Annotated in this window: 28 protein-coding genes; 15 read left to right on the top strand and 13 right to left on the bottom strand. The window is 61.3% G+C overall.

The genetic code is table 11. The features are described from left to right. Positions 1 to 8: 8 nt before the first annotated feature. Genes NKH13_RS05295 through NKH13_RS05310 form a run of 4 tightly spaced genes read right to left on the bottom strand, consistent with a single transcriptional unit; the run spans position 9 to position 2,476 of the window. Positions 9 to 1,277: an NAD(P)/FAD-dependent oxidoreductase gene (locus tag NKH13_RS05295; protein ID WP_352910972.1), complete on the bottom strand. Its 1,269-nt coding sequence runs from the start codon at positions 1,275 to 1,277 to the stop codon at positions 9 to 11. A 6-nt stretch (positions 1,278 to 1,283) separates the two neighbouring features. Beyond that, the gene (locus NKH13_RS05300; RefSeq protein ID WP_352910974.1) at positions 1,284 to 1,625 is read right to left on the bottom strand and encodes a c-type cytochrome; all 342 of its coding nucleotides are present in this window, start codon (positions 1,623 to 1,625) and stop codon (positions 1,284 to 1,286) included. A 53-nt stretch (positions 1,626 to 1,678) separates the two neighbouring features. Continuing rightward, complete coding sequence (gene soxZ / locus NKH13_RS05305; protein WP_352903451.1) at positions 1,679 to 2,005, bottom strand: thiosulfate oxidation carrier complex protein SoxZ; 327 nt, start codon at positions 2,003 to 2,005, stop codon at positions 1,679 to 1,681. A gap of 21 nt (positions 2,006 to 2,026) precedes the next feature. Continuing rightward, a complete protein-coding gene (locus tag NKH13_RS05310) occupies positions 2,027 to 2,476 on the bottom strand; it encodes a thiosulfate oxidation carrier protein SoxY (RefSeq protein WP_352910976.1) in 450 nt (149 codons plus the stop codon). A gap of 815 nt (positions 2,477 to 3,291) precedes the next feature. On the opposite strand from NKH13_RS05310, the gene NKH13_RS05315 reads away from it, so the two are divergent. Both NKH13_RS05315 and NKH13_RS05320 read left to right on the top strand, forming a co-directional pair. Continuing rightward, positions 3,292 to 3,858 carry an NnrU family protein gene (locus tag NKH13_RS05315; protein WP_352910979.1) on the top strand — a complete coding sequence of 189 codons (567 nt, stop codon included), beginning with the start codon at positions 3,292 to 3,294 and terminating at the stop codon, positions 3,856 to 3,858. Between the two features lie 266 nt (positions 3,859 to 4,124). Then, complete coding sequence (locus NKH13_RS05320; protein ID WP_352910982.1) at positions 4,125 to 4,394, top strand: hypothetical protein; 270 nt, start codon at positions 4,125 to 4,127, stop codon at positions 4,392 to 4,394. Positions 4,395 to 4,887: 493 nt separating this feature from the next. Here the strand turns inward: NKH13_RS05320 and NKH13_RS05325 are convergent, their stop codons facing one another. The 4 genes from NKH13_RS05325 to NKH13_RS05340 all read right to left on the bottom strand — a co-directional run bounded on the left by NKH13_RS05325 (position 4,888) and on the right by NKH13_RS05340 (position 6,668). Further along, on the bottom strand, positions 4,888 to 5,412 hold the full coding sequence (locus NKH13_RS05325) for a hypothetical protein (RefSeq protein WP_352910985.1): 525 nt from the start codon (positions 5,410 to 5,412) through the stop codon (positions 4,888 to 4,890). A 110-nt stretch (positions 5,413 to 5,522) separates the two neighbouring features. Then, complete coding sequence (locus NKH13_RS05330) at positions 5,523 to 5,810, bottom strand: DUF6074 family protein (RefSeq protein WP_352910988.1); 288 nt, start codon at positions 5,808 to 5,810, stop codon at positions 5,523 to 5,525. An 85-nt stretch (positions 5,811 to 5,895) separates the two neighbouring features. Continuing rightward, the gene (locus tag NKH13_RS05335) at positions 5,896 to 6,465 is read right to left on the bottom strand and encodes a hypothetical protein (RefSeq protein ID WP_236391415.1); all 570 of its coding nucleotides are present in this window, start codon (positions 6,463 to 6,465) and stop codon (positions 5,896 to 5,898) included. Further along, positions 6,462 to 6,668, bottom strand: coding sequence for a helix-turn-helix domain-containing protein (locus tag NKH13_RS05340; RefSeq protein WP_287322029.1), 207 nt, complete (start codon positions 6,666 to 6,668; stop codon positions 6,462 to 6,464). The genes NKH13_RS05335 and NKH13_RS05340 overlap by 4 nt, the downstream gene beginning before the upstream one ends. Before the next feature lie 104 nt (positions 6,669 to 6,772). On the opposite strand from NKH13_RS05340, the gene NKH13_RS05345 reads away from it, so the two are divergent. From NKH13_RS05345 to NKH13_RS05355, 3 genes are all read left to right on the top strand, one after another. Further along, positions 6,773 to 7,561: a hypothetical protein gene (locus NKH13_RS05345; RefSeq protein ID WP_352910991.1), complete on the top strand. Its 789-nt coding sequence runs from the start codon at positions 6,773 to 6,775 to the stop codon at positions 7,559 to 7,561. Positions 7,562 to 7,563: 2 nt separating this feature from the next. Beyond that, positions 7,564 to 8,709, top strand: a complete 1,146-nt coding sequence (locus NKH13_RS05350; RefSeq protein ID WP_352910994.1) for a tyrosine-type recombinase/integrase — start codon at positions 7,564 to 7,566, stop codon at positions 8,707 to 8,709. Between the two features lie 636 nt (positions 8,710 to 9,345). Beyond that, entirely contained in the window at positions 9,346 to 10,392 is a 1,047-nt protein-coding gene (locus tag NKH13_RS05355; RefSeq protein WP_352910996.1) for a hypothetical protein, read from the top strand. Positions 10,393 to 10,687: 295 nt separating this feature from the next. Here NKH13_RS05355 and NKH13_RS05360 read toward each other — a convergent pair whose 3' ends face one another. Then, positions 10,688 to 11,347, bottom strand: a complete 660-nt coding sequence (locus tag NKH13_RS05360) for an acyl-homoserine-lactone synthase (RefSeq protein ID WP_352910998.1) — start codon at positions 11,345 to 11,347, stop codon at positions 10,688 to 10,690. An 84-nt stretch (positions 11,348 to 11,431) separates the two neighbouring features. Next, entirely contained in the window at positions 11,432 to 12,154 is a 723-nt protein-coding gene (locus NKH13_RS05365; protein ID WP_352789657.1) for a LuxR family transcriptional regulator, read from the bottom strand. A gap of 152 nt (positions 12,155 to 12,306) precedes the next feature. Here NKH13_RS05365 and NKH13_RS05370 point away from each other — a divergent pair, with 152 nt between their 5' ends. The 3 genes from NKH13_RS05370 to NKH13_RS05380 are packed head-to-tail and all read left to right on the top strand — an operon-like array spanning position 12,307 to position 15,043. Next, the gene (locus NKH13_RS05370) at positions 12,307 to 12,954 is read left to right on the top strand and encodes a cysteine hydrolase family protein (RefSeq protein ID WP_352911001.1); all 648 of its coding nucleotides are present in this window, start codon (positions 12,307 to 12,309) and stop codon (positions 12,952 to 12,954) included. Then, complete coding sequence (locus NKH13_RS05375) at positions 12,951 to 14,264, top strand: type I glutamate--ammonia ligase (RefSeq protein WP_352911004.1); 1,314 nt, start codon at positions 12,951 to 12,953, stop codon at positions 14,262 to 14,264. The genes NKH13_RS05370 and NKH13_RS05375 overlap by 4 nt, the downstream gene beginning before the upstream one ends. Continuing rightward, positions 14,264 to 15,043, top strand: a complete 780-nt coding sequence (locus tag NKH13_RS05380) for an N-formylglutamate amidohydrolase (protein WP_352911006.1) — start codon at positions 14,264 to 14,266, stop codon at positions 15,041 to 15,043. The genes NKH13_RS05375 and NKH13_RS05380 overlap by 1 nt, the downstream gene beginning before the upstream one ends. Positions 15,044 to 15,089: 46 nt before the next feature. Here the strand turns inward: NKH13_RS05380 and NKH13_RS05385 are convergent, their stop codons facing one another. Beyond that, positions 15,090 to 15,869, bottom strand: coding sequence for a hypothetical protein (locus NKH13_RS05385; protein ID WP_352911009.1), 780 nt, complete (start codon positions 15,867 to 15,869; stop codon positions 15,090 to 15,092). 145 nt (positions 15,870 to 16,014) lie between these two features. On the opposite strand from NKH13_RS05385, the gene NKH13_RS05390 reads away from it, so the two are divergent. The 6 genes from NKH13_RS05390 (at position 16,015) to NKH13_RS05415 (ending at position 21,971) form a co-directional block, all read left to right on the top strand. Continuing rightward, positions 16,015 to 16,647, top strand: coding sequence for a DUF4129 domain-containing protein (locus NKH13_RS05390; RefSeq protein WP_352911012.1), 633 nt, complete (start codon positions 16,015 to 16,017; stop codon positions 16,645 to 16,647). After that, entirely contained in the window at positions 16,644 to 17,843 is a 1,200-nt protein-coding gene (locus NKH13_RS05395) for a DUF4350 domain-containing protein (RefSeq protein ID WP_352911014.1), read from the top strand. The genes NKH13_RS05390 and NKH13_RS05395 overlap by 4 nt, the downstream gene beginning before the upstream one ends. Next, positions 17,830 to 18,786 carry an AAA family ATPase gene (locus NKH13_RS05400; protein WP_352911017.1) on the top strand — a complete coding sequence of 319 codons (957 nt, stop codon included), beginning with the start codon at positions 17,830 to 17,832 and terminating at the stop codon, positions 18,784 to 18,786. The genes NKH13_RS05395 and NKH13_RS05400 overlap by 14 nt, the downstream gene beginning before the upstream one ends. Continuing rightward, positions 18,783 to 20,090 (top strand): DUF58 domain-containing protein, encoded by a 1,308-nt coding sequence (locus NKH13_RS05405; protein ID WP_352911019.1) that lies wholly within the window; start codon positions 18,783 to 18,785, stop codon positions 20,088 to 20,090. The genes NKH13_RS05400 and NKH13_RS05405 overlap by 4 nt, the downstream gene beginning before the upstream one ends. Continuing rightward, positions 20,087 to 21,118 (top strand): stage II sporulation protein M, encoded by a 1,032-nt coding sequence (locus NKH13_RS05410; protein ID WP_352911021.1) that lies wholly within the window; start codon positions 20,087 to 20,089, stop codon positions 21,116 to 21,118. The genes NKH13_RS05405 and NKH13_RS05410 overlap by 4 nt, the downstream gene beginning before the upstream one ends. A 64-nt stretch (positions 21,119 to 21,182) precedes the next feature. Continuing rightward, on the top strand, positions 21,183 to 21,971 hold the full coding sequence (locus NKH13_RS05415; RefSeq protein ID WP_352911023.1) for an RDD family protein: 789 nt from the start codon (positions 21,183 to 21,185) through the stop codon (positions 21,969 to 21,971). 750 nt (positions 21,972 to 22,721) lie between these two features. On the opposite strand, the gene NKH13_RS05420 is transcribed toward NKH13_RS05415, so the two are convergent. Then, positions 22,722 to 23,408: a D-lyxose/D-mannose family sugar isomerase gene (locus NKH13_RS05420; protein ID WP_352714925.1), complete on the bottom strand. Its 687-nt coding sequence runs from the start codon at positions 23,406 to 23,408 to the stop codon at positions 22,722 to 22,724. Positions 23,409 to 23,549: 141 nt separating this feature from the next. Between NKH13_RS05420 and NKH13_RS05425 the strand changes: the two genes are divergently transcribed. Then, on the top strand, positions 23,550 to 24,608 hold the full coding sequence (locus NKH13_RS05425) for a D-TA family PLP-dependent enzyme (RefSeq protein WP_352714927.1): 1,059 nt from the start codon (positions 23,550 to 23,552) through the stop codon (positions 24,606 to 24,608). Between the two features lie 13 nt (positions 24,609 to 24,621). On the opposite strand, the gene NKH13_RS05430 is transcribed toward NKH13_RS05425, so the two are convergent. Then, positions 24,622 to 25,377 carry a heme ABC transporter permease gene (locus NKH13_RS05430; protein ID WP_352911025.1) on the bottom strand — a complete coding sequence of 252 codons (756 nt, stop codon included), beginning with the start codon at positions 25,375 to 25,377 and terminating at the stop codon, positions 24,622 to 24,624. Positions 25,378 to 25,446 lie beyond the last annotated feature (69 nt).

A 25,446-nucleotide genomic window follows, 5' to 3' on the forward strand; every position in this document is an offset into this window, starting at 1 on the left:
GTTTCGTTTCAGCCAAACACGTCGTGCGTGAAGGCGTCGTACCAGCCTTCCGCGGCGCGCGCAGCCTGCCGGCGGACCTCGGTGCTTTCCTCGACCTTGCTGACGAAGCTGATGACGCTCTTGAGCTTTCCGTCGACGGGCTTGAAGCTGATGGCGTTGCTGAACGCATCGTCGGGGGCGAGATAGGTGTAGCAGGTGTTGAACAAATGCGCCGGGAAACGCGCTGATCCGGTGAGATCGGCCGCGATGGCAAAGGCGCAGGCTTTGGCCTGGCTGTTGGCGCAGAAGGCGGATTTCGGCATATCCCCGCCGATGATCGCGTCGCCGACCAGATGGACGCCGGGCTGCAGCGCCGATTCGAAGGTGACCGGATCGACGGGACACCAGCCCGACTGATTGGCGAGCCCTGCCTGCTGCGCCAAGCGCCCGGCCATTTGCGCCGGGATGACATTGGCCACCGCGGCCTTGAATGTTGCTCCCTCGGTGATCACCGACCGGGTCTTCGCGTCGATCGCCGTGACCCCGCCAGTGAACTGGGCCGGTAGCCATTCGATCATTCCCGGATAGTGGCGGTTCCAAGCGTCCTGGAACAGGTCCTGCGCGTTGAAGCTGTCTTTCGAATCGAGGATCAGAATTTTGGCCCTGGGTTTGCTGCGCTGGAAATAGGAGGCGATGAGCGAAGCGCGCTCATAGGGGGCGGGCGGACAGCGAAACGGATTCGGCGGGACGACGATGACGAACAGGCCGCCGTCCTCCATGCTTTCCAGTTGCTGGCGCAACAGCCTGGTTTGCGGCCCTGCATTCCAGCCGTGCGGCATGATCTCCATCGCAGCTTCGTCATAGCCCTTAAGCGCCCGATCCCTGAATGCGATGCCTGGCGCAACAACGAGACGGTCGTAGCTGAGCTTCGAACCGTTGTTCAGCGCAACGGTTTTCGCCGCCGGGTCAATCGCTTCAGCGGATTTATGAATGACGGTGATGCCGTATTGCCTTGCCAGCGCTTCATAACCATGGCTGAGCGATTTGAACGGGCGGAGCCCGGCGAGATAGAGATTGCTGAAGAAGCAGGTCGTGTAGCTCTGCCGCGGTTCGACCAGGGTCACCTCGATAGCCGTGGCGCTGACGGCGAGATATCTGGCGACCGTTGCGCCGCCGATGCCGCCGCCGATCACGACGACACGCGCCTTGGCCTGGCCCCGCGCCTTCGGCTGGTTGAGCGCCGTTAGCAATGCTGCTCCAGTCAGGCGGCCGAACTCGCGACGCGTCAAGAATTTCATGGCGCGCTACTTTCCCTGCGCTGCGACGTAGCGCGCGACGCTCGCGATCTCCTCGTCGCTGAGCGACAGCGCGATAGCGTGCATGATGTGATTTGGACTCTCGCTCGCCCGGTAGGCAAGCAGGGCGTTGGTGAGCCTCTCCTCACCAAGCCGGATGATGCTGGGAATGCCTGTGCCGCCGCCATCGAGACGATGGCAGGACGCACAGGTCGCGGCGAGTTGAGCGCCTTGATCCGCCCCCGCCGCCGCGCCGGATTGACTGACGAGAAGCACGAGGCTCGCTGCAATCGCAGATCTCGCGACGGGGCGCATGCTGAATACCCGTCTGTTTTGGAGTTTTCCGGTCACGCTCCCACTCAACTTGTCACGCCATAATTCGCGCAGTCGATTGCGTCGCCACCTCAACCGACCGTGAGCTGGTGCGACAACGTATAGACGGCACCGCCGTCTTCCTCCCAGACGAAATCGAGCCGGCCGCTCTCTGTCGCGCGCAGGGAAAATTCGAAGAACGGGTTAGCCGAAATCGCCTCGTGTAGATCGACGCTGAACACCACGGCGTCGTTACAGCGGCAGACAAACTGGTTAATGATCTTGCGCGGGATCACATTGCCTTGATCATCGTGGCGCAGCCCTGTTTCCATCTCATGGCTGATGATGGTCTTGACCTGGAAGACGTCGCCCTTCGCCGCAGCGCTTGGTACGATCACGCGTGGTGTGGGGGTGATCACTGTCCGGCTCCCTCTCAGATGTCAGGCGCAGCCATTTGTGGCGACGTCAACCCAAGCCGTGGTCATCAGCAGATTGCCGTCATTCATTTCGGCGACTGCGATGACATGCTGCGGTTTGGCAAGGCGGATGCGGGTCGACACGCGGGGCAGGCTGCGTTGCGGGACGAAATGGAAACTGGCCACTTCGATGATCGGGTTCTGCGGCGCGAACACGCGGATTTGCCTCACGTGGTCGGCCTCCGTCATGGGGCTGTCGATGTCGAGGCTCATAGGCACGGTGTAACCGGTCGGGAAGACCGCCGGCATTATCAGGTGAAGGCGGTCCGACTCCGTGGCCGTCCGCCCGATGAGCTGTTTGACGAGTTCCAGCGCTTCATCGTTCGCACGCGCGCTCAGCGGCGAGGAGAGCGCGACTCCGGCAAACCCTGCACTCCCGGCGATCAACACATCGCGGCGCGTCAAGCTCATCATCCCGGTCTCCGCCTTTTTTGCGTCACTCCGAAGACACACATCAACAGCGGCAGGAGGCGGCGCAATCGGACACATCAGTGCGGCAGCTTTGAAGTTTAGCACCGCCAACCGCTGCGAGCAAATCTCTTAGAAGTGTCCAAGGTCTCTTAGCCGCCCTCAAAACGGTCAAGGCATTGCAGGAAAGGACGCTCCTGCGTTTGTCGGATTTCTAATCACGCTCTTGGCCGGCTATCGGACGCTCGAACTAACTGGAGCGCTCTGAACAGCGCCAGCGCAATGTCGGATTTACAAGCATGTGCGACATTCATGATAGGCTGAAGAAGGACCGGTTAGGGTCAGGTTTTACCGTTCGAGCTGGCCACCGGAATGGGCAACTAGCGCCAGAAACGGATCTATAGGCTGGTCAAACTCAAGGTCGTGTTCGACCATTTCCGGACCTTCGTGTACCATCTGCGGAGGGCCGGCAATTAGGTCGAAGCAGCATACCGCTCAGCCTTGGATGCCGTGACGACGAGAACGGGCATATCGAACGCTACTGCGCCGCCCGCCCGTTGCCCTCATGCAATTTATGTGAACGGAACGTCGCCACAGGCATTCACCGGGGCGGTTCCGTGCTGAACGCGAAGAACCTGCGCGCAGGCGATGCCGCTGTGCCGTGCCAATCGGCAGCTTTGCCCATTCCAAGATTGCGGGTCCCTGATATATTACTCTGACCATCTCGTTCGCAGGATCCGTTTTGCGCATGCAGCCGGCAACTCGAGCGAGGGCGTAAGCAAGCCTTCCTTCCCGCCGACGCGCCGAACCTCGGAGGTGTTATGCTAGTACTGGTTTTCGGCCTCGTGATCTTCTTCGGAATCCATTCTGTTCGGATCGCCGCCGGCAGCTTTCGTGATGAGCAAATCGCCACAAACGAGCGGCGCTGGAAGGGACTTTATTCGCTCCTATCGATCATCGGCTTCGTGCTGATCGTCTGGGGCTGGAGTCTTTATCGGCCCAATGCGCCTGAGATCTACGAGCCGCCCTCTTGGGGCCGCCATGTCGCGTCGGTGTTGGTGCTCGCCGCATTCGTCTTTCTGGCAGCCGCTTACTTGCCCACGGGTTCAATCAAGCATCGGCTGAAGCACCCGATGCTGGTGGGCATCATCCTTTGGGCCATCGGCCACCTCCTGGCCAATGGCGACCTTGCCTCGCTCCTAGTCTTCGGAGCGTTTCTGGTTTACGCGATTGTCGATCTCATTGCCGTCATTCCACGCGGCGATCCGGCACCCGCGGTCGTGCGACCGCGTAGCGACCTGATTGCTGTGGGCATCGGCTTGGTGGCTTTCGCATTGTTCGGGCTCTGGCTGCACGGCTGGCTGTTCGGAGTCTCGCCCTTCGCTTGAACGTCGGCAGCGACGGCGCGCCTTCGAGGATGTCCTGGCGAATCCCACCAGTTGCCGCGGATCGAGCGCCTCGCAGACGCCACAGGGAACCAATGCTTGGCATAAGGTCGGCACATCAGAATTTTGATCCATAGACGGCTCCAGCCGGCAACGTTGCAGTAATTCGGCTCGGATCGCGCCTTGCTTTGCCAACCGCGCGCGACGCTGTAAACACGAGCGGTACGGGATACAATTATCGGAGCGAATGCGTCCCCGGGATGGCTCAGATGTCCTCCGTCGATTCTCGGGAGTTCCCGCTAACTGGCCCTGCCTCGTCTGGCCGCCTTGGCCCGCCGGATGGTTTCGAGGATCCTATCTGGATCGCGGAAAGCTATCTTAGTGGCTCGGGCGGCATGATGGAGCACGAGGCCGAACTGTTTGTGGAGGGAGCGCGAAAGGCCGGACTCAGAGCCTGGGCTGCCGGACTCAAGGACAATCCCAATCTGATCCGTGCGAAATCATGCGACGAGGAACGCGCCAAATCCTCGGAGGGCTGACCAAAGGGTCCGCGTTCACTCATGCTTCGCCGTGGAGGTACAGCATAACCTTGCGGCGCGACAAGGCTGCATCAACGTCGCGCCTGCGCTCGCTGGGCGTCGCGCCCCAACAGCACAAGGCAGTCGTTTCGGCGAAGGTCCGAGAAGTGTCGATATTTTCACCTTCCTAGGGACGCAGGCACAACGCCAGAATGAAGGCCGCGACAAGCAGCATGGCGACTAGTTCCCAGTTAATCCGGTAGATCATCGATCGACTGCCGACATATTCGCGCCATTGCCTGGACAACCGCCAAGGCTGCCATTGTGCGTTTGGTCCTGCCTCCGTTGCGATAGTTGCCGTTCCGCTTGCCTTCAGGTGCGCCACCGCCCGCACCGTGCATGCGACAGACTGCGCTGCCCCTCACCGCTGGCGATCGACACTGGCAACCCGTCCGCTTCGACCGAGCATGACACCGAGGCGCTAGGTTCATGAGGTTGACGTTATTTTTTTCCGTCACCCTGCCCCCCCATGCGAGACGTTGCCGACAATAGCTTGGCCGCCTTCGTTCACCGTGACGTGCTTCACCGTGACGTGCTGCTGGCCGCCCGTGCGGTATTTCTTTAGGGCTTCGACCTGGGCCACGAATGTCCTGGTGAGCTTGTTGAAAGCACGTTCGGCGCTGTCTTGCTGCGGGATAGTTTCGCAGTGAGCAAGGCGGCGGGCGAACGTCATTGTCGCCATGTGCACCGCAGCCATCTGGGATGCCAGCATAGCTTCGATTTGATCCTGCGGTTCAATGCCTTTCACGATCGAGGCGACAAAGGCCGTTCCCTTATCGTCTGGCGTTTTGCCGTGGCTGCCGACATTCACCAGCTGGCGCAGGAGGCCATTGATGAAATCTTCGTCCGATGATCCGAACGCTTTCTGGGCTGCCGTATGGTCGATAGTGACGGTGCTTCCGTCGATCTTTAAGAGGCGCGACGGGTTCGATTGGTGCGCGTGATCGGGCGCGGGGAGGACTTTTGTTTTTGCCGTCATGGATTAGGCCGCCAATATTTCATGAATGCAATTCGCGGCATCTCGCCCTTGCAGGACAGGAACTCTTGCCACCGCCCGATCATGCAGCGTTACCGGAAGGCCAATCGATTTCATGCTGCACCATTGGTTTCGGGTTGACGGTAATTCCGGATTCTGCCGAAAACCTCGTCGGCAAACGCCCGAAGTTCCTGGTCAATGACCTCGTCGGCCAGGCCAGCGGACACCATTTGCGTCCGCATGCCCGCGATGACTTGTTTCCAATAATGGTTTCCGCCCTTTGCGGTCCGATCAGACAGCACTTCGACGGTCCTACGGATCTTCCCGACGCGTCGAACGGTCGGAAACGGCAGTACGGTGCACACCGCATCGTCGATAGCATGAGGGCCCAGCCCGCGCATCGGTATCCCCTCCAAAATATGTATAGGACTTCGGACTTCCGAAATGTGCCTGATATTGAAATCTTTGACCTTTTCGGTACGAAAATCATCGCGACACCTTGCGCATTTCGGAACTCCGAAGCGGGGACATTTCGGAAGTCCGAAGCGGCGTTTTTTTCTTGCGCCCGAGCTTGCCGCGCTGTTCGGCCTGTTGTTTCCTGACGGTCGTTGACCACGCCTTTGCCATCGCCATTGTGCAGCGCCGCCATTCGTTGGTCGCTGGCGCGCCCTCATAATCACCGGTGAAGGTCAGGCGGTATGTGTTCGGATGCGATGTCCCGTCGCCAGCTTTGCCGCGCTGGACCCGGATGATGCCCTTGAACTCTAACTCGCCGGTCGCGTCGGCGACGTATTCGCCGGTTACGCCGTATTCGATGAACTGCGTGTGGGTCACGATCAGCCGCCCATTGCAAAGCGCCGCATGGGAGACATGTTCTATAAGGATCCGAAAGAGCGCTCTGTGGGCGTTGCCGCTGAGCGTCCGAAACGCATCGGATTCCATGAAGTCGCGCGTCAACCACTGCCAACCGTTCTCTTCGGCCGACGGCTTGGTGTGCTTTCTCACAAGGTTGTAGGTCTTACCCTTGCACGTCCGGTCTTTCTGGACAGCGCTCAAGCCGCCCTCCCCAGGTTCGCCCGGATGCCGAGCTTCTCGGCAAGAGGTGCTACAGGCACCATGATTTTCCGGCCGATTTTGATTGTGGGGATATCGCCGCGCTTTGCAGCCTCATACGAGCCATTTCGGCTCAGTCCATAAAACACGGCGCCGGCGTCCGGGACCGATAGTGTTGGGCGGTTCAAGGCATCTTCGAGGGTCATGTGTGCTCCTTTCGATGCCTCAATTTACTTATTCGTCCTTGCTAGTGCCAGCACAATGCCATACGTTGCGTTACAAATGTTAAGACAAATAAGGTGATTGAGCGATGGCAGGAAAGCGGGCCGCCGGCGGCGGACGGAAACCCAAGGGAGAGTTTGCCGGGAAGTCCTCGGCATTTTCCACGCGGATAACACCAGAGTTGCGCGCTGCTCTGGACAGCGAAAGTGAGAAAACCGGAAAGTCTGTTTCGCAGATTGTCGAGCGGCGCCTGCGCGAGAGCTTCGAGGAGCAGAAGCGGATGCAGCGCAACCTTGGAAAGGATCACGTTAAGGCGCTGGCCTATCTCGTGGCCCACATGACAACTAGGATTGAAAGTTACACGAAGGCGCGCTGGCACCAAGACATGTTTACCAATCGCGCAGTCGCCTCGGCGATTGCTACTACCGTGGGCCGGTGCCGTCCGGAAGGAGACACAGACGATATAAGCGCTGCTCTCCCGGCGGTGGACGAGCACATCGCGCAAGCGGCGGAAATGTTCAAGCAAACCACTCCGGACATGGCAGAGCGGATGTCATATTTGCGCAATCCGGAAGCGTTGGGCATGTCCGTGGCAGTGCCCTTCCTCGACTACCCTGATGAACCGCCGCCGCTGGGTGACAAGCGCGATTGGCACGATGAGATGTATCTGATGCCTTTCGTGTGGAAGGCGCTCCGAGAAGAGGACGCTCCCAAAATTGGAGAATGGCTAGGGGAAGATAAGGATGGACGTCTCGTATTCGGGAATTTTCCTCCAGAAGATCTATCAGACGAAGAAAAGCGGAAGTGGCTGGCAATGCAGCGACGAGGCTTGAAGCGTGCTGTACACAAAAGCACCTCGAAAACAGGGGAGTCCTGATAATGGCTAAGGTCCGCAAACGCACCCTCCCCTCCGGCGAAGTCCGCTGGCTCGCCGACTATTTCGACGCTGGCGGCAACCGCCGCTCAAAGCAGTTCGACAAGCGCAAGGATGCCGACGCCTATTTGGTCAAGGTGCGGCGCGACCTACAGCTCGGCGTCCATGTAGCAGACAGCGCCTCGATCACGATCAAAGAGGCAGCTAAGCTGTGGCTGGAAAGGTGTGATGCCAAAGGACTGGAGCGCTCCACGCGCACAGCCTACGCCGAGCACGTGAACATCCACATCGTGCCGCTGATCGGCGCCAGGAAGCTTTCGCAGTTCAATACGCCGCACGTCCATGCCTTCGCCGATGAACTGGCAAAGGATCGATCGCCGGCCATGGTCAAGCGCATCGTGCGTTCGCTCGGCGCGGTCTTCGTTGAAGCAAGGCGGCGTGGCTTGGCGGCGACGAATCCGGTGTCAGATGCCAAGGTGAAGACGAACGACCGCCGCAAGTCGAAGCGGCCAGAGATCCCCACCAAGGCGGAATTGCGCACGATCCTCGACGCCACCCCCACCCAAGGCAAGCACCGCGCACTGATCGTCACTGCCCTGTTCAGCGGCTTGCGTGCCTCCGAGTTGCGCGGCCTAAGATGGAACGCTTTCGACCTCAAGCGCGGCGTTCTGACTGTGAAAGGCCGGGTCGATGCATGGGGCGATTTCGGGCTGCCGAAGACATCGGCCGGCGAGCGCGACGTGCCGTTGGCGCCGATGGCAATCAACGCGCTGAAGCAGCAGCGCCTCTCCGTCGCGAACGGTCCCGATGGCTTGGTGTTTCCTTCCGACGAAGGAACGCCGCTTGACCACCACAACATTCTTTCCCGCGTCTGGACGCCCCTGCTCGTCGGTGCCGGGCTATTCCGCCTTCACCCGACCAGGCTCGACGCCGACGGCGCCCCGCTCAAAATCGCCAAGTACAACTTTCATGCCCTGCGTCATGCGGCGGCGAGCCTGTTCATCGAACAAAAGCTTTCACCGAAGCGCGTCCAGATGATCATGGGGCATAGCTCGATCACGGTGACGTTCGACACATACGGCCATCTTTTCGAAGACGACGCCGCCGATCAGACGGCAGTTGCCGAGATCGAGGCCCGGCTACTTTCGTAGCGAAGACTGCAACACGGCTGCAACACAAGGCGAAATTTCCTAGCGAAAACAACGGATCAATCTGTCTCTGACTCCGTTAGTCCTGGTTCGAATCCAGGTTCCCCAGCCAACGACTTCCCGGATGAAATCAAAGCGCAACTGCCCGAAAGCCTAAACCCCGCGTGCGAGCTGTCGTTCTTTGATACGGTGACCGTGCACTTTTTACCATGTCGCCCCCGCCGCATGGTGCACCTTGCCCGCGTTCCCGGTCTGCCGCATCCCCAAGCACCGTACGTAAGGGCGAACCGAAGTGTTTTCACGTCCGAAGACTATGTGTTCCACAAGAACTGCTCGTCGAGTATTGCCGCATCGCCGATGTCGCGGTTTTCGATGCACCCGTGGGCCGAGCATCGCCGGGCAAACCGGCAAAGCCGTGAAACCTGGAAAAACGAGGCAGGTGGCGAAAGGAAATGGTGCACTGTCACCGTAATCGCCAAATCACGATATGCGATCCCCTTGCCCTACTGAGGGGCGGAAATCCTGCTATGCAGGGAGAGTTGACGAGAGGGTTGTTTGCGGGCGTTATGGCCCGAGATTGCAGCGGGGTTTTCATGAGTCAAGCGGAACTGGGCAAACTTTGAAGATCGAGTGCGCGAAATGGCAAGCCTCATATGGTCTCGCCCCTGCACTCCTCAACGCGTCGGCGGAGTTAATATTGACGGCGTCACGATACTTAAGGCCGAATTGCAATGTTTCGTTGAAATAACAGAGGAGAAATCTCTGTCAAAAGTTCGCGAAGACGTCATAAAGCTCCATACCGCGAAGAACACCATGTTCTCAAAGGGGGTTATGGCAAGATGTTTCTGCATAGTAAATGGCAACATCACGCCCGCAATGCGAGATGCAGGGAGAGAGCAGCATATTCATGTTCTTTCATTTGACGAATTCAGTAAGCAATTTTTTGATTTCGACTCTTACTCGTCGATTAGGATGTCAGCACCTTTCGGTAGCTCCATCAATCCTTTAACTGGCGAGACTGATGATACAAAGTATGTTCCGGTACGATATTCTGTGGATGGCAAAAAGGGTGACATCTCGACAAAGGACGTAACTGAATACTTATTGGGCGGAAAGAACGTCGTTTTACTTGGCGAATACGGGAGTGGAAAGAGTCGGTGCATTCGAGAGGTGTTCACTTTGCTCAGCGAAACAGCAACGGTGAACTTCTGCCATCCTATTGCAATCGATCTGCGTAAATCATGGGGACTGCGTCAGAGCGGGGAACTGATTAGGCGTCACTTCAATGAGCTCGGGCTTGATTCTCTAGAAAGCAGCGCAATTAAAGCGTTTAACGCCAAGTCTATCATCTTTTTTCTTGATGGTTTTGATGAAATAGGCTCTCAGTCCTGGAGTAACGATAGCAATCGCCTAAAATTTATTAGAGCAAAGTCGCTAGAAGGCGTAAAGGACGTTGTTCAAAAGAATGCCGGAGGCAGCCTTGTGGCCGGGCGCGAGCATTATTTTCCGAGCACGGATGAGATGTTCGCGGCGTTGGGGATAAACCCACAAAACACAGTCGTAATCCGCTCTAAGAGCGAATTTAGCGAAAGCGAACTCCTCGAGTACTTTCAGAATAGAGATATTGATGTTGACGTGCCAAACTGGTTACCTCGCCGACCGCTTATCTGTCAGACTATAGGTTAGCTCGCTGCAGACGAATTTGAAAAAATGTTCGGAGAGGACGGGGACGAGATCTCCTTCTGGAACCATTTTATGGACGTTCTGTGCCAGCGCGACGCAAACATACATGTTTCCTTCGACGCACCTACAATATTGCGAATATTTGTACATCTTGCCCGTTTGACGCGCACCAAGGCATCAAACGTCGGACCTATATCGCTTGCGGAACTACAAAGCGCATTCGAGGCGGCCACTGGAACGGCTCCTGTTGAGGAGGCTTCTGTAATGCTGCAACGTCTGCCGAGTCTAGGTCTAACCATTACAATACAGCTGCATATCGCTTGTTATTGCTCTCCCAGAACGGCAGCTGCCTCCCCCGCCGAACCAACAGCGAATGCCCAATCCCCAGGATCTTCCGCACACTCGCCAGCGCCGCCTCGTTCACCTCGATATATGCGACGATGTACCATTCGCCGTTTTCTTCCCTGGCCATGCCCATCGGCTCGGCCCGCCATTTGAGGGCGCCGTGGTGGGGCATGAAGTAGGTTTCCTGGACGCCGCCGACGGCGCTGAGGCCCTCGTCGAGAGCGTATTCCATCACCGCGCAGCACAGCTGTGTCAGCGTGCCCCTCAGCCCGGCAGTTCGCTTGTCGGGAACGACAAATGTGCGGGTCCATTCGGCCCAATCGGGACGTCTTGGGACGCCCGATTTTTCGCACATGTGAGAAAAAACCTCCGAGACCATGTGCGGCTCGCTCGTTGGGATCAATCGAGCCGAAGTCACTACGCGATCGTCTTCAATGCCCAGCAGGTATGTCGCCGCGTCTGTATCGAATTGATCCAGTTCGCGACCATCCGGGCTCGGAGGGCGCCAGCGCTTTTGATGCACGAAGAAATCGTGCCGCCGGCGCAGAAATTCGTCGAATTCGTTTTCGTAGAGATGCTTGTTATGCGCGTTGACTACGTGGGCCGTTATCATGGTGCGATCCCCCGATCGTTGTCGCGGGGGATATTTGCAGCCTCGCTAATGTACGTCACCTGTCCGATAGGACAATTGACGCGTTTAGGGGTGGATCAGGCGCCGGCGCACTGCCTCGACGACCGCCTGCGTGGTCGTTGCGACGCCAAAAGCCTCGCGGGCCCGCGTTGAGTGCCATTTGACCGTGCGTTCGGTCAGGCCGAGGATCTGGGATGTTTCCGACGAGGTCTTGCCGGCCGCGGCCCACAACAGCACCTCTTTTTCGCGGTCGGTCAGCACGCCTTCATCGTCATCATTGTCGTCCGCCAACGCCTGGATCGACATGCCGGCATAGACCGCCATGGTCACCAGTTGCACTTGATGGCGTGGCGAGAGATTGCAGGACTTCGCGGAAGAGGCGAACGACAGCACGGATTGCCAATGGTGAATGCTGAGCATCGGCACAGCGAAGCCGCTACAGATGCCGAACTCCGTCGCCTCGCCGGCGACGCGTCGTGAACCTTCCGTATCCGACCACTTTGCCGGAACTTCGGACCAAAGGAACGGCTTCAGGGTTTTTGCCGAGTAGATGCAAACACCATCGACGGCGGCGTGCTCGGCCTCGACATAGCGTTCGAACCAGCCGGCCGGCCAGCCATTCAGTTCAACCATCGGCGCAAGTTTCTGGCCACTGAGCGGAACCCCGCTCAGGATAAGGTGCTCGAAGCCGAGATTCCTCACGGTATCAAGAAGGTCGCTCAGCAGCGGCCCGGTGGCTGTATGTTTCCTGCAGCGTTCGACAAAGTCGAACACGTCTGAATCGATCATGACAGAGACCCCCGTCTCCACGCCCGAAAACAAAGTTTAACTCAAATTAGCGACTTCGAATACTCCCAATAAGTGTGTCCGCCACGCAGGACGCGTGGACCAAAATCAGCTAAATCAGCCGGATTATGATCAGCAACACAGGACCAGAAAGCATGACTCCAGCATTGCCGAAACGAAACGAGCCGTTCCGGGCCGGCGAAACCGCGCTGCTCTTGGTCGACATGCAACGGGTCTGGCTGGAGCCCGGCGCAGATCCGGCGCATCCGGAGCGTGGTCCCGATCACTATTTCTACCGGCAGACGGCGTCGCAAACGATCCCCAACCAGGAGCGCCTGCTGGCGGCGGCGCGGGCCAACGGCGTCGAGGTGATCCATACGATCATCCAGAGCTTGACCGAAGACGGCCGCGATCGCTCGCTCGACCATAAGCTGACGCCGATCCACATCGCGCCGAGCCGGCCGGAGGGCCTGCCGGTGCCGTCGCTGGCGCCGGTTGGCGACGAGATCATGCTGCCGAAGACATCGTCGGGCGTCTTCAACTCGACCAACATCGACTATGTCTTGAAAAACCTCGGCGTGCGTTACCTGATCGTCGCCGGCATCATGACCGACCAGTGCGTCGACATGGCGGTGCGCGATGCCGCCGATCGCGGCTACCTCGTCACCTGCGTATCCGATGCTTGCGCCGCCGCCTCGCAGGAGCGCCATGACGGCGCGCTCAAGGCGTTTGGCGGCTATTGCTGGGTCGCCGATACCGCCACCGTTACGGCCCGTTTCGAAGCCTTGGGAAAAGCCGCATGACCGTCGAACCGCTGGTTGCCGTCGTCACCACCGACCTTTCGGCGATCACGCGCGGCCGCTCCGTCGTCGAAAGCAGGCTGCAGAAGATCGCTGCGACCGGCGTCGGCTGGCTGCAGGCCAACCTGTCGCTGACACCGTTCAACTCAATCGTCGATCCCAATCCGTGGGGGTCGTCCGGCGACGTGCGGCTCATTCCCGATCTCAACGCGCGATTTCGCACCGCGCTGACCGGATCGGCGACGCCCTTCGATATGGTCGCCGGCAACATCGTCGAACTCGACGGCAGCCCGTGGGTCGGCTGTACACGGACCATGCTCAAGGATGCGCTGGCGGAATTGAGGGCGGCGACCGGGCTTTCCGTCATCGCCGCCTTCGAGCATGAATTCCATATCGAGGGCGACTTTGGGCCGGCTCATTCGATGTCGCTCGCCGCACTGCGCCGCACCGATCCGTTCGCCGCCAATCTGATGGCGGCGCTGGCGGAATCCGGCGTCGCGCCCGAAGTGGTGATCGCCGAATTCGGCACCGACCAATTCGAGGTGACATGCGAGCCAGCCGATGCGCTTGCCGCGGCCGATCGCGCCGTTGCCATCCGCGAGGTCACGCGCGAAGTGGCGCGATGTGCAGGCTGGCGTGCGAGCTTCGCGCCCAAAACTGCTCCCGATGCCGTCGGCAACGGCGTCCACATCCATTTCAGTTTCGTCGACGAGGCTGGCAAGCCGGCGACCTACGATCCGGCACAGCCGGGCAGTCTTTCCAGCCAGGCCGCTTCGTTCTGTGCCGGCGTGCTGCGCCACTTGCCCGCGATTACCGCCATGACGGCGTCGAGCGTATCGTCCTACTACCGGCTGAAGCCGCACAGCTGGAGCTCGTCCTACACCTGGCTTGCCGATCGCGACCGCGAGGCGAGCCTGCGCATCTGCCCGACGGTGACGCTCGGCGGGCGCGATCCGGCGCGGCAGTACAACGTCGAATACCGGGCGGCCGACGCCACCGGCAATCCCTATCTGTCGCTGGCGGCCATCGTGCGCGCCGGGCTGGAAGGGCTGAAGGCCAAGCTGCCGGCGCCGCCGCTGGTCACCGGCGACCCGACGCTGATGAGCGCCGCCGAGCGCAACAAGCTTGGCCTCGTAAGACTGCCGGAAACGCTGCCGGCGGCACTCGACGCGCTCGTCGCCGACAAGACCGTGACCGGATGGTTCGCGCCGGTGTTTGTCGAGACCTTTGTCGGCCTCAAGCGGCATGAGACCGAGCGCCTCGCCGGTCTCGACCAAGTGGCTGTCTGCGATCTCTACCGGACGCTGTATTGATGGCTGAGCCGCTCGCTAACGCCATCCTACCTGAAGGTTGGCCTCCCGCGGTCGATGCAATCAACGAAACGGGGCGTTCCGATATCGTTTTGATATGCGAGCACGCTTCCAATCATATTCCGGCAGAGTATGCGCGGCTCGGTCTCGACAGCAGCCATTTGCAGCGCCATGTCGCCTGGGATATCGGCGCCGCCGCAGTGACCCGCACTCTGTCGAAGCTGCTCGATGCTCCGGCTTTCCTCAGCTCCTATTCGCGGCTTTTGATCGATCTCAACCGGCCGCTTGGTTCCAGCGGCAGCATTCCGGTGCTATCGGAGGACACTGACATCCCCGGCAATGTCGGCCTCGATCCGGAGGAACGAAGCCGGCGTGCCGGAATCATGTTCGCGCCGTTCCATGACCGCGTGGCCGCCCACCTCGACGAGCGGGCGAAGCAGGGCAGAGCGACGCGGATCGCGACGATCCACTCCTTTACGCCGGTCTTCCTCGGTGTTCGCAGGCCCTGGCACGCCGGCGTGCTTTACGATCGGGCAATCGATTTCGGCCAGGCAGTGCTTGCCGGCCTGAGCACCGACAGTGGGCTCAACGTCGCGGCAAACGAGCCTTATGTGATCAGCCGCGACGGTGACTACGCCATACCGGTCCATGGCGACGATCGCGGCATTCCCGCCGTCCTCATCGAGATCAGACAGGATTTGCTGGCGAGCCGCTCCGGCATCGAGGAATGGGCGAAGCGTCTGGCCGCAGCGTTGCCGGCGCAGCAGAAGGAGGCTTCCTGAACAAGTTCGGCTTCCCGATGCGATGAAGGCGGCAGATCCCTTGCCGCTACGAGAATATTTCCGACAGTTCTTCGACGCTGGTGCCTTCCTTGACCTGACGCAACTCGACATAGCTAACCGCAGTAGCAATCGACATCACCATCGACGTTACGCTCGTCACCAATGCGTCCACCACAGCACCCACCATCCCTCCTCCAAACAGGGCGGTTGCGGCGCCAAGCGCCAACTGAATGGTCACCACGGCGATGATCAGGATAAGGAACAGGCCGAACAGCGCCCAGCGGCTTCCCTTGGTCAGGTCGCGGCTGCGCGCCATGCTACCGAATACGCCGAGTCGCTCTTGCACCAGCGCTGGCACTGCGACCGACCAGCGGAGCGCCAAAATGATGCCAGGCACGATAAGCAGCATAAAACCGATGCCCGCGCCCAAACCGACCAGCAGAGCAATCGCGAGTGTCGGCAAGAGAAAGGAGACTGCTTTCGCGATGCAATCACCGAACGAAGGCTGCTTGCCATTCAAGTCCTCGATGGTTGCACGCACCAGCGATGCCTGGAGCAACAACGAAAGGATGTAGGAAACCAGCCCGAAGCCTATCGCGATGTTGGAATAGCTCCACACGAAAATTGGCTCAATCGAGGCAGGCACCGGGGTAACGGTTGCGAGCCGACTCAAAGCCCAAAGCTGAAAACCAAGTGTCGGCAAGCCCGAAAATACTGCGGCAAGCCCCAGGCAGAGCCCTGCATTACGGCCAATGACCGCAAAGCTATTGTTGAACACCCTGCCAATCTGGAATTTCTCAGGCCGTTCGAGTGTCATTGACGTCATGATGCTTCCCCCTGCCCCACCGCCGCATATCGCTGGCCGCGCCGGCAGCAAATCTGCCAAGATTGACGGTCGCCGTCCAGCCCACTTGCAATTGTTCCGCTGCATTGTCAGTGTCGGCCGGGAACCACAGGTTGCAGGGGAGCGGGTGGCGTTGGCACAGCCAGGCACAGCGGAAGCCGAACGGCTGACCAATCTGCACAAGCAGCTGATCGCCGATGAGTCGATCCAATTCGACCTGCCGGCCTATGTGCCGCCAAAGCCGCCCGAGTGGCTGAAGCCGCTGCAGGATTTTTTGTCGTGGCTCGGTCCATACATGATCTATCTGTTCTGGGGGGCGGTGATATCGGGCGTCGCAATCATCCTGCTTCTGGTCTTCCTCGAGGTGAAAGGCATCGCCTGGCGCCTGCCTTGGCAGCGCGCCCGGCCGGAGGCCGAAGCCGAAGAGACCTGGCGCCCAGACGCCGGCGCCGCGCAGGTCCTGCTGTCGGAAGCGGACGCGCTGGCTGCGCGCGGCGACTATGACGAGGCGGTTCACCTTTTGCTTCGGCGCAGCGTCGCCGATATTGCCGGACGGCTGCCGGATTTCCTGCGCCCGTCGCTGACCGCGCGCGACATCGCCGCCGCCCCTTCCCTGCCGGCAAGGGCACGCCATGCGTTTACCGAGATCGCCCGCATTGTCGAGGCGGCGCTGTTCGCGCGCCGGCCGGTCGGCGCGGAAGGCTGGCGGCAAGCACGCGGCGCCTATGAACGTTTCGCCTTCCGGGATGCCTGGACGTGAGCGCACCTGCGGTCGAGGCACAGGAGCCGTTCAATCGAAAGACACTGTTTTGGGGAATTTTCGCCAGCCTGCTTGCGGCAGCCGGTTTCTTCCTGCTGTCCACCTATGCCCCCGACTTCCGGCAGCCCGGCAATGGCGGCGCCACGCCGCTATCGAAAAGCGGCGTCGGCTACGCCGGTCTGGCGGAATGGCTGCGGCTTACCGGCGAGGCGCCCTTGATGGCACGGACCGAAGACGATCTTGCCAGAGATATACTGCTGATCGTCACCATCTCGCCCGACAGCGACCAAGAGGCGCTTGACCGCATTCTTGAGCTTCGCGATGACCGCGAGACTCTCTTCGTGCTGCCCAAATGGCAGACCTTGCCCCTCCAGCAGCACGAGGGATGGAAGATGAAAATCGAGCGTTTGCCCGACACCGTAGTCAACGGTTGGCTCGGCCGGATCGTCAAGGCCAAGCTCGGTGTCGGCAGGAGCACCGTCGAGCAACTCGAGATCCGGGGCCATCTCGTCGCCGCGCCGCAAGACATGCAATGGGTTGCCGACGATCACCCGATCATTGCGGCAGGCAGCGGCAAGGCCGTCCTCGTCGAATTCCAAGACAAACCCTTTTTCATCCTGACCGATCCCGACCTAATCAATAATTCCGCGCTTGGGGATGCCGAAAAGGCGGTCGCGGCGCGCGACCTGATCCAATGGCTGCGGCCTGGCAAGGGTCTGGTCATGTTCGATCTGACGCTGCACGGCGCGGGGCGAAAGTATGATCTGGCCAAGCTCCTGGTCGAGCCGCCGTTCCTGGCGTTGACACTGACGATCCTGGTCGCCGCGGCGCTGGCGTTCCTGCATGGCCTTGGCCGGTTCGGCCCGCCGCGCGCTGACCAGCGTGCGATTGCCTTCGGCAAGCGTGCGCTGGTCGATACGACGGCGATGCTCATGCGGCGTGCCGGCCGGCTGGACGAGTTGGGAGGCCGCTATGCGGCCTTGATGCGGGTGCGCGCCGGCGCGCTGCTCGGGGCACCGCAAGGGTTGCAAGGCAAAGCGCTCGACCGCTGGCTCGACTCTCGCGATAAGGAGGAAGTCGACGGATTCACGATGCGCTCGCAAGCCGCTGGCGAGGCAAAGAATTTGAACCAGATGCAACAGGCGGCAGAGCGGCTGCACGACTGGACGGCAAGGAGGCTCGGTGAACGTCGATGATGTGAAGGCCCTGGCGACACGGATCAGGGAAGAAGTGGCCAAGGCGATCACCGGGCAGCACGATACGGTCGACCTGATGCTGACCGCCTTGTTTGCTGGCGGGCATATCCTGCTCGAAGGTCCTCCCGGCACGGCCAAGACCATGACCGCACGCTGCTTCGCCCAGGCGCTTGGGATCGCCTACGGGCGCATCCAGTTCACGCCGGACCTGATGCCCGGCGATATCGTCGGGTCGAACATCTACAACTTCCAGACCGGGCAGTTCACGCTGACGCGCGGTCCGATCTTCTGCGATCTTCTGCTTGCCGACGAAATCAACCGCACGCCGCCCAAGACGCAAGCCGCATTGCTCGAGGCGATGCAGGAACATGCGGTCACCTTCGACGGCACCACGCATTCGCTCGGCCGCAATTTCATGGTCGTCGCGACCCAGAATCCGATCGAGCACCAAGGTGTCTATCCGCTGCCGGAGGCGCAGCTCGACCGCTTCCTGTTCAAGCACCGCGTCAGCTATCCCGGCCCCGAGGAAGAACGAGCCATTATCGTCCATCACGGCGGCGGCTCCGCCTCGCACGACATCGCGCAATATGGCATCAAGGCGCAGACGGACCGCGAGACGCTGCAGGAGGCACTCGCAACCGTCGGCTCCGTCACCCTCGTCGACGATGTCGTCGGCTATATAGCGGCGCTGGTTCGGGCTACGCGCGAAAATGCCGATCTGGAAGTCGGAGCCAGCCCGCGCGCGGGCGCCATGCTGGCGCGGGCGGCGCGTGCCCGGGCGGCGCTGGACGGACGCGCCTATGTGATCCCCGACGACGTCAAGGCGCTGGCAGTGCCGGCGCTGCGCCATCGCGTCATCCTTTCGCCTGCCGCCCAGATCGATGGCCGCCTGGTCGAGCAGATCGTCTCTGACCTGGTCGACCAGACGGAAGCACCACGTTGATCTATCCCAGCGGCCGAGCGGTATGGGCAGCAGCGGCCGGCGCGGTGCCGGCCTTCCTGGTCGCGCTGGCACTGCCGTCGTTCTGGTATCTGGGATTGCTGTGGAGTTGCCTGCTGCTTGCCTTCCTGGCGGTGGATGCCGCGGCCGGACACGGACGGGCATCGCTGAATGCCAGCATCGATGCGCCGCAGCAGGTCGGTGTCGGCGGGGAATTCGGCGTGCAAATCGCCGCCCGTCACTCGGGGTCGCGCGCCGCGGAGGCTCGCGTCGGACATGATGCGCGCCTGGCGCCGGTGAGCGGCAGCGGTGGGACTTTGCGGCCGACGGCCGGAGGCGGGTCGCTCGACCTTCGCTTCCAGGCGCTGCGGCGCGGCGTCGCCAGCTTCGACCGTCTATGGGTGCGCTGGCGCGGGCCGTTCGGGCTGGTCTGGAACCAGGTCGTGCTGCCAGTGGAAAGCAAGGTCGCGGTGCTGCCCGACGTCAGCAGCGCCCGCGGCGAGGCGATCACGCTGCTGCAACATGCGGCGCTTGCCGAAGGCCATGCGCAGCGCCGCGCCGGTCAAGGCCGCGAGTTCGACGCGCTCAAGGATTACCAGCCGGGCATGGGCCGGCGGATGATCGACTGGAAGCGCAGCGCCCGCCACGGCAAGCTCTTGGCGCGCGAGTTCCGCATCGAGGAGAACAACAACATCGTGCTGGCCATCGATAGCGGACGCCTGATGTGCGAGCCGGTCGACGGAGTGCCGAAGGTGGACCGGGCGGTGACGGCCGCCTTGCTGTCGGCATTCATCGCGCTGAAGGGCGGCGACATGGTCAGCCTGTTCGGCTTCGATGCAAGGCCGCGCGTTTCAAGCGGCGCGGTACGCGGCCCCGCCAGCTTTGCGATGATCCAGAAACGGGCCGCCGAGATCGACTATTCCAGCGAGGAGACCAATTTCACGCTGGCATTGACGACGCTGGCGGCGCGGCTCGACCGCCGCTCGCTGGTCATCATCTTCACCGATTTCGTCGATCCGATCAGTGCCGAATTGATGCTGCGCACCGTGGGCCGGCTCACCGAGCGGCATCTCGTGCTGTTCATGATGATGAAGGACACCGAACTGGAGGGCCTGGCCGACATGCCGCCACGCTCCGGCGAGGACGTTGCCCGCGCGGTCGTTGCCGGAGGGCTCTTGCGCGAAAGGCAGGTCGTCATCGGCCGGCTGCGGCTGCTCGGGGCGCATGTGATCGAAGCCGACCATACCCGGCTTGGTCCGGCGCTGGTCGAGCGTTATCTGCAGTTCAAGCAGGAGGATTTGCTGTGACGGCGCCAGTGCCCGGCAATGCTGTAGGCGGCGATGCGGTACGCCAGTCGCTGGCCAGCTTCCGCCGCGAGCGCGAGGCCGACTGGAAAGCATTCGAGGCGCTGCTCGCGCGTGTCGAGAAGCGTGCGCCGCGGACGCTTTCCGAAGAGGAGCTGCTGTCGCTGCCCCTGCTCTATCGATCGGCGCTGTCTTCTCTTTCGGTGGCGCGGGCGACATCGCTCGACAACGCGCTGGTCGCCTATCTCGAAGCGCTGTCGTTGCGCGGTTATTTCTATCTCTACGGCGCGCGGCGTGGGCTGCGGCAGCGCCTCGCCGATTTCTTCCTGCACGACTGGCCCGAAGCCATTCGCGACCTGTGGCGCGAGACATTGGTTTCGGTTGCGCTTATGGTGATCGGCATTGGTGCAGGCGCCTGGCTGGTGGCATCCGACAAGAGCTGGTTCGACGCGATCATCCCGCCCGGCCTGGCAGGAGGCCGCGGCCCCGACACCTCGGCCGAACTGCTGCGCAGCATGCTTTATGATGGCGACAATGGCTTTCTCTCAGGCTTTGCCGCCTATCTGTTCACGCACAACGTCCAGGTCGCAATCCTGGCCTTCGCCCTTGGCTTTGCCTTCGCCGTGCCGACGGTACTGCTGATGCTGTTCAACGGCTGCATGATCGGGGCGTTGTTCCAAGTCTATTGGTCCAAGGGGCTTGGCATGGAGCTTGGCGGCTGGCTGGCCATCCACGGCACCACCGAATTGCTCGCAATCTCTTTGGCCGGCGCGGCCGGTATGCGCATCGGCACCAGCATCGCCTTTCCCGGCGAATTGACGCGAATGGCGGCAGCGGCTCGCGCCGGACGCATCGCCGCGAACGCCATGGTCGGGGTCTCGGTCATGCTGCTGTTTGCCGGGCTGCTCGAGGGCATTGGCAGGCAGACCATCACCAGCGACGTCACGCGCTACGCCATTGGCGGTGGCATGCTGGTGCTGTGGATCGGTTATTTCTATATGTTCCGGGCGGTGCGGCATGGCGATCGTTAAACGCGCTGCCTTCGCGGCTATACGACCGCTGATCACGCCCGAAGGCGTCGATCTCCGGATAAAGTTGGCCGACGCCGGCACGCGGGCTGCCGCCTTCCTTCTCGACGTCGTGTTCATCGCCGTAGCTGCAATCGTGATCACGATCGTCGCGCTGTTCGGGGTGGGAGGCCTGGGCAGCGAGGGATTTCAGCCGCTCTTCGTCGTCTGGATCATCCTGATCTTCTTTCTTCGCAACGCCTACTTCACCGTCTTCGAAGCGGGCCGGCGTGCGTCTACGCCCGGCAAGCGGATCGTCGGCATCCGGGTCGCGTCGCGCAGCGGAGACGGCCTGTCGATCGACCAGGTGATAGCCCGCAACCTGATGCGCGAGATCGAGGTGTTCCTGCCGCTGTCGATCATCGCCGGACGCAGCGGGACCGACCTCGCCGACACGCTGACGACCGTGTTCGGACTGGTGTGGACGCTGCTGTTTGCCTTGTTCCCGCTGTTCAATCGAGACCGCATGCGGATCGGCGACCTGTTGGCGGGGACCTGGGTGGTCGAAGCGCCGAAGCGCGCCTTGCTTGAAGACCTGTCGGCACGGCAGGATCCGGCGGCCGGCGCGTTCCGGTTCAGCCACGCCCAGCTCGATGCCTACGGAATTGCCGAACTCCACAAGCTCGAGGAAGTGCTGCGCCGCGACGACTATTTCGCATTGCGGACGGTTGCCGAAACGATCGGACGCAAGATCGGCGCGGCACCACAAGCCCATGACGCACGCGCGTTCCTGACGGCGTATTATGGGGAGTTGCGGGCGCATCTCGAACGCAAGCTGCTGCTGGGCAACCGCAGGGCCGACAAACATGCGCGTTAGACCAGGAGTGGAAATGCACGAAAAGCGTGCGCAGCAGCCCATTGCCACCGAAGATTGACGCTTGACCGGTGCCATCTTCTCCCGCAAATTCAGTCTCGCGGGGTTGAAATGCCTTTCCCTCCGAGGGTGCTCGTGTTCCCTATCCTCTGGCAGTCGCAAGCGGATGTTGCGAGAAAACTCCTCGAGAGTTCCAGGTTCTACGGAAATCAAGCTGCAAGGAGACTTCCTTGGCCACTTTCGTCACTCAATCCACTTTCCAACGAGCTGGCAGCCAAATGGTGTGGTTTTGGAAGCTCGGAACAGGCGATGCCTACTGGGGGTACTCGGTACGTGCGGCAGTCGTCCTTCGCACGGCCACTTTGCGCTGGGAAAGCCTGTATACCTACATCGACGAGACAGGCCAGACCGAGGTAATACAGACGAACGTATCAGACGATATGCAAATAAGATTCGCGGCGATAAGTTCTCCCTGAGGAGCCAAGACATGCCAATAGCGCTTCACGCGGTATACGATTCCCGAGGCGTCATCATTGCTGCCTCACGAGTCGATTCCGACGATGACAAGTCGGCCCCGGCGCCAATCCCACAGCCCGGCGAGGGCAATTACTACGCGCTAATCCCGCTTGACGAAGCCCACGTCAAAATGCCGCTGGATCAGCTGTGCACAACGACTCGGGTCGACTTGCGACAGAAGCGGCTGATTGCCGAGGACCTTCACTCTCAAGCGTAAGTGTTCCTCGCCACCCTGCCCTACCCCACCCACTTCTCATAATCGGACACCAACAGGTGCAGCGGTGCTGTGTCCTCGTCGATGTCCGCGAAGCGGCCGATCGGCTCGCGGAAGACGTTGTCGGTGAGATCGTCGTTGACGGTCGAGACCTCGCCGATCAGCACGTCCTTGCCCTCGGCCCAGAAGGCGTGCCAGACACCCGGCAGCAAAGTGACGCTCTGGCCTGGGTCGAGCTTCAGGAGCCCACCCGCAGGTAGTCTGTGGATGGTTCCGTCGACAGGCACCGATACTTCGGCCTTCGGATCGATGCCGCCATCGCGATCATGCATGAACAGCTCCAGCACCAGTTTGCCGCCGCCACGGTTGATGATGTCCTCGGCCTTGATGTTGTGGCGGTGCATCGGCGAAAGCTGATCCTTGCGCGAGATCATGATCTTCTCGGCATAGAGCATGCCCATGCCCTTCTTCATGTCCTCGTAGCGGCCGTTGCGAACGGTGAACAGGAACAGGCCGAGGTCGTCGAACTTGCCCTGGCCGTAGTCGGTGATGTCCCAGCCAAGCCGAGAAGAGAAGATCGCCGCCGAATCCTGCCGGCGCGCCTTCATCTCTTCCGGGGTCCAGTAGGCGAAGGGCGGCATGATGTAGCCGAACGAGCGGATGAAAGCGTCGGCGTCGCGGATGATGTCGTTGATGGCGGAGCGTTTCATGATCGTGGTTCCTTCTTCAGGCGGCGCCTACAGCGCATAACCGAACACCGATCCGGTGTCGACGTAAACCGCATTCTGGCCTCATGACATCGGCGACGATCAGGGCCATAAGTCCCGACAAATTCCCAAAGGTGACATTCCATGCGCAGCATAGACGACCTCGATACGCCAGCGATCCTGATCGATGCCGACCGCGCCGAAGCCAATATCGCGCGGGCGCAGGCCCATGCCGACAGCCATGGGCTGAAGCTCCGGCCGCACATCAAGACCCACAAGCTGCCCTATTGGGCGAAGAAGCAGGTCGCGGCGGGCGCCATCGGCATCACCTGCCAGAAGATCGGCGAGGCCGAGGTCATGGCCGATGCCGGACTGACCGACATCTTTCTGCCCTACAATATCCTCGGGCGGGCCAAGCTGGGGCGCCTCAAGGCGCTGCACGGCCGCGTAACCCTGTCGGTGACGACCGACAGCATGGACACCCTGATGGGACTTGCCGCCACCTTTACCGATCCCGGCCACCGCCTGCCGGTGCTGGTCGAATGCGACACCGGCATGGGCCGCTGCGGTGTGCAGTCGGCCGGCGAAGCAGTCGCGCTGGCGAGCGAGATCGACAAGGTCCGGGGGCTCGTCTTCGGCGGCTTGATGACCTACCCGGGGGCGGGCCGCGCCGTTGAGACCGAGGCGTGGCTCGCCGATGCGCAGCAAGCGCTTGCCGCATCCGGCCTTGCCTGCGATCGTATCTCCAGCGGCGGCACGCCCGACATGTGGCGTTCCGGCGAGCATTCCGTCGTTACCGAATACCGCCCCGGCACCTACATCTATCTCGACCGCTACCAGGTCGCCAAAGGCGTCGGCAGCCTCGACGATTGCGCGCTGACGGTGCTGTCGACGGTGGTCAGCCGTCCAACGCCGACGCGCGCCATACTCGACGCCGGCAGCAAGGCCCTGTCTAGCGACACGCTGGGGCTCGCCGATTTCGGCGAGCTGCTGGGCATTTCAGGCGCAAGAGTGACCAGCCTCAGCGAAGAGCACGGCAATGTCACGCTGTCAGGCGACGCCGAGCTTCGCATCGGCGAGCGCGTGCGGGTCGTGCCCGACCATTGCTGCGTCGTCACCAACCTGTTCGACGAGGTGCATCTGATCGAAGGCGAGACGGTGATCGAGACGCTGCCGCTCAAGGCGCGAGGACGTATGGCTTGATCCTGTCGGTTGGCTAACGCTCGGCTTGCCTCGCGGCAACCCGGCGCATCGAAATGACGCGGCGGCGCCGGATCTCGGTGCGCATTGCCGTCAGATGCAGCGCGAAGAACAGCACTGTGAAGCCGAGTGCCATCACCAGCAAGGGCCACAACAGGCTTGGATCGATGGTCGGCCCGCCGAGCCGGAACACCGACGCCGGCTGGTGCAGGGTGTTCCACCAGTCGACCGAAAATTTGATGATCGGGATGTTGATGAACCCGACCAGGGTGATGATGGCGGCGGCCCAGGCGGCGCGCCCGGCATCGTCGAGCGCGCGGGTCAGGGCGATGATGCCGAGATACATCAGGAACAGGATGAAGACCGAGGTCAGCCGAGCGTCCCACACCCACCAGGTGCCCCACATCGGCTTGCCCCAGATCGAACCGGTGATCAGCGCAAGGGCGGTGAAGACGGCACCGATGGGCGCCGCCGATTTCAGCGCCACGTCGGCCAGCGGATGGCGCCAGACCAGCGTGCCCAGCGCCGAGACCGCCATCAGCGTGTAGCACATCATGGCAAGCCAGGCGAAAGGCACGTGGATATACATGATGCGCACGGTGATGCCCTGCTGGAAGTCCTCAGGCGCCGTGAAGCTCATATAGAGACCCACAGCGAGGACGATGGCGGCGACGCTCGCCAGCCAAGGCACGACCTTGTCGGCCAGCCCGACGAACCGCGTCGGGTTGGCAAGGTCCATCCAGCCGGAGAGGCGTGAAGTCGTGTCGCTCATGCGGCTTTACATAGACCCCCGGCGGAGTTGCGGCAACCACAGGCGGCGTACGGGGTCTCCCGTTCTCCC

Origin of the sequence: Mesorhizobium sp. M1348, from assembly GCF_040317925.1 — a bacterium.
In the GTDB taxonomy this organism is placed as follows: Bacteria; Pseudomonadota; Alphaproteobacteria; order Rhizobiales; family Rhizobiaceae; genus Mesorhizobium.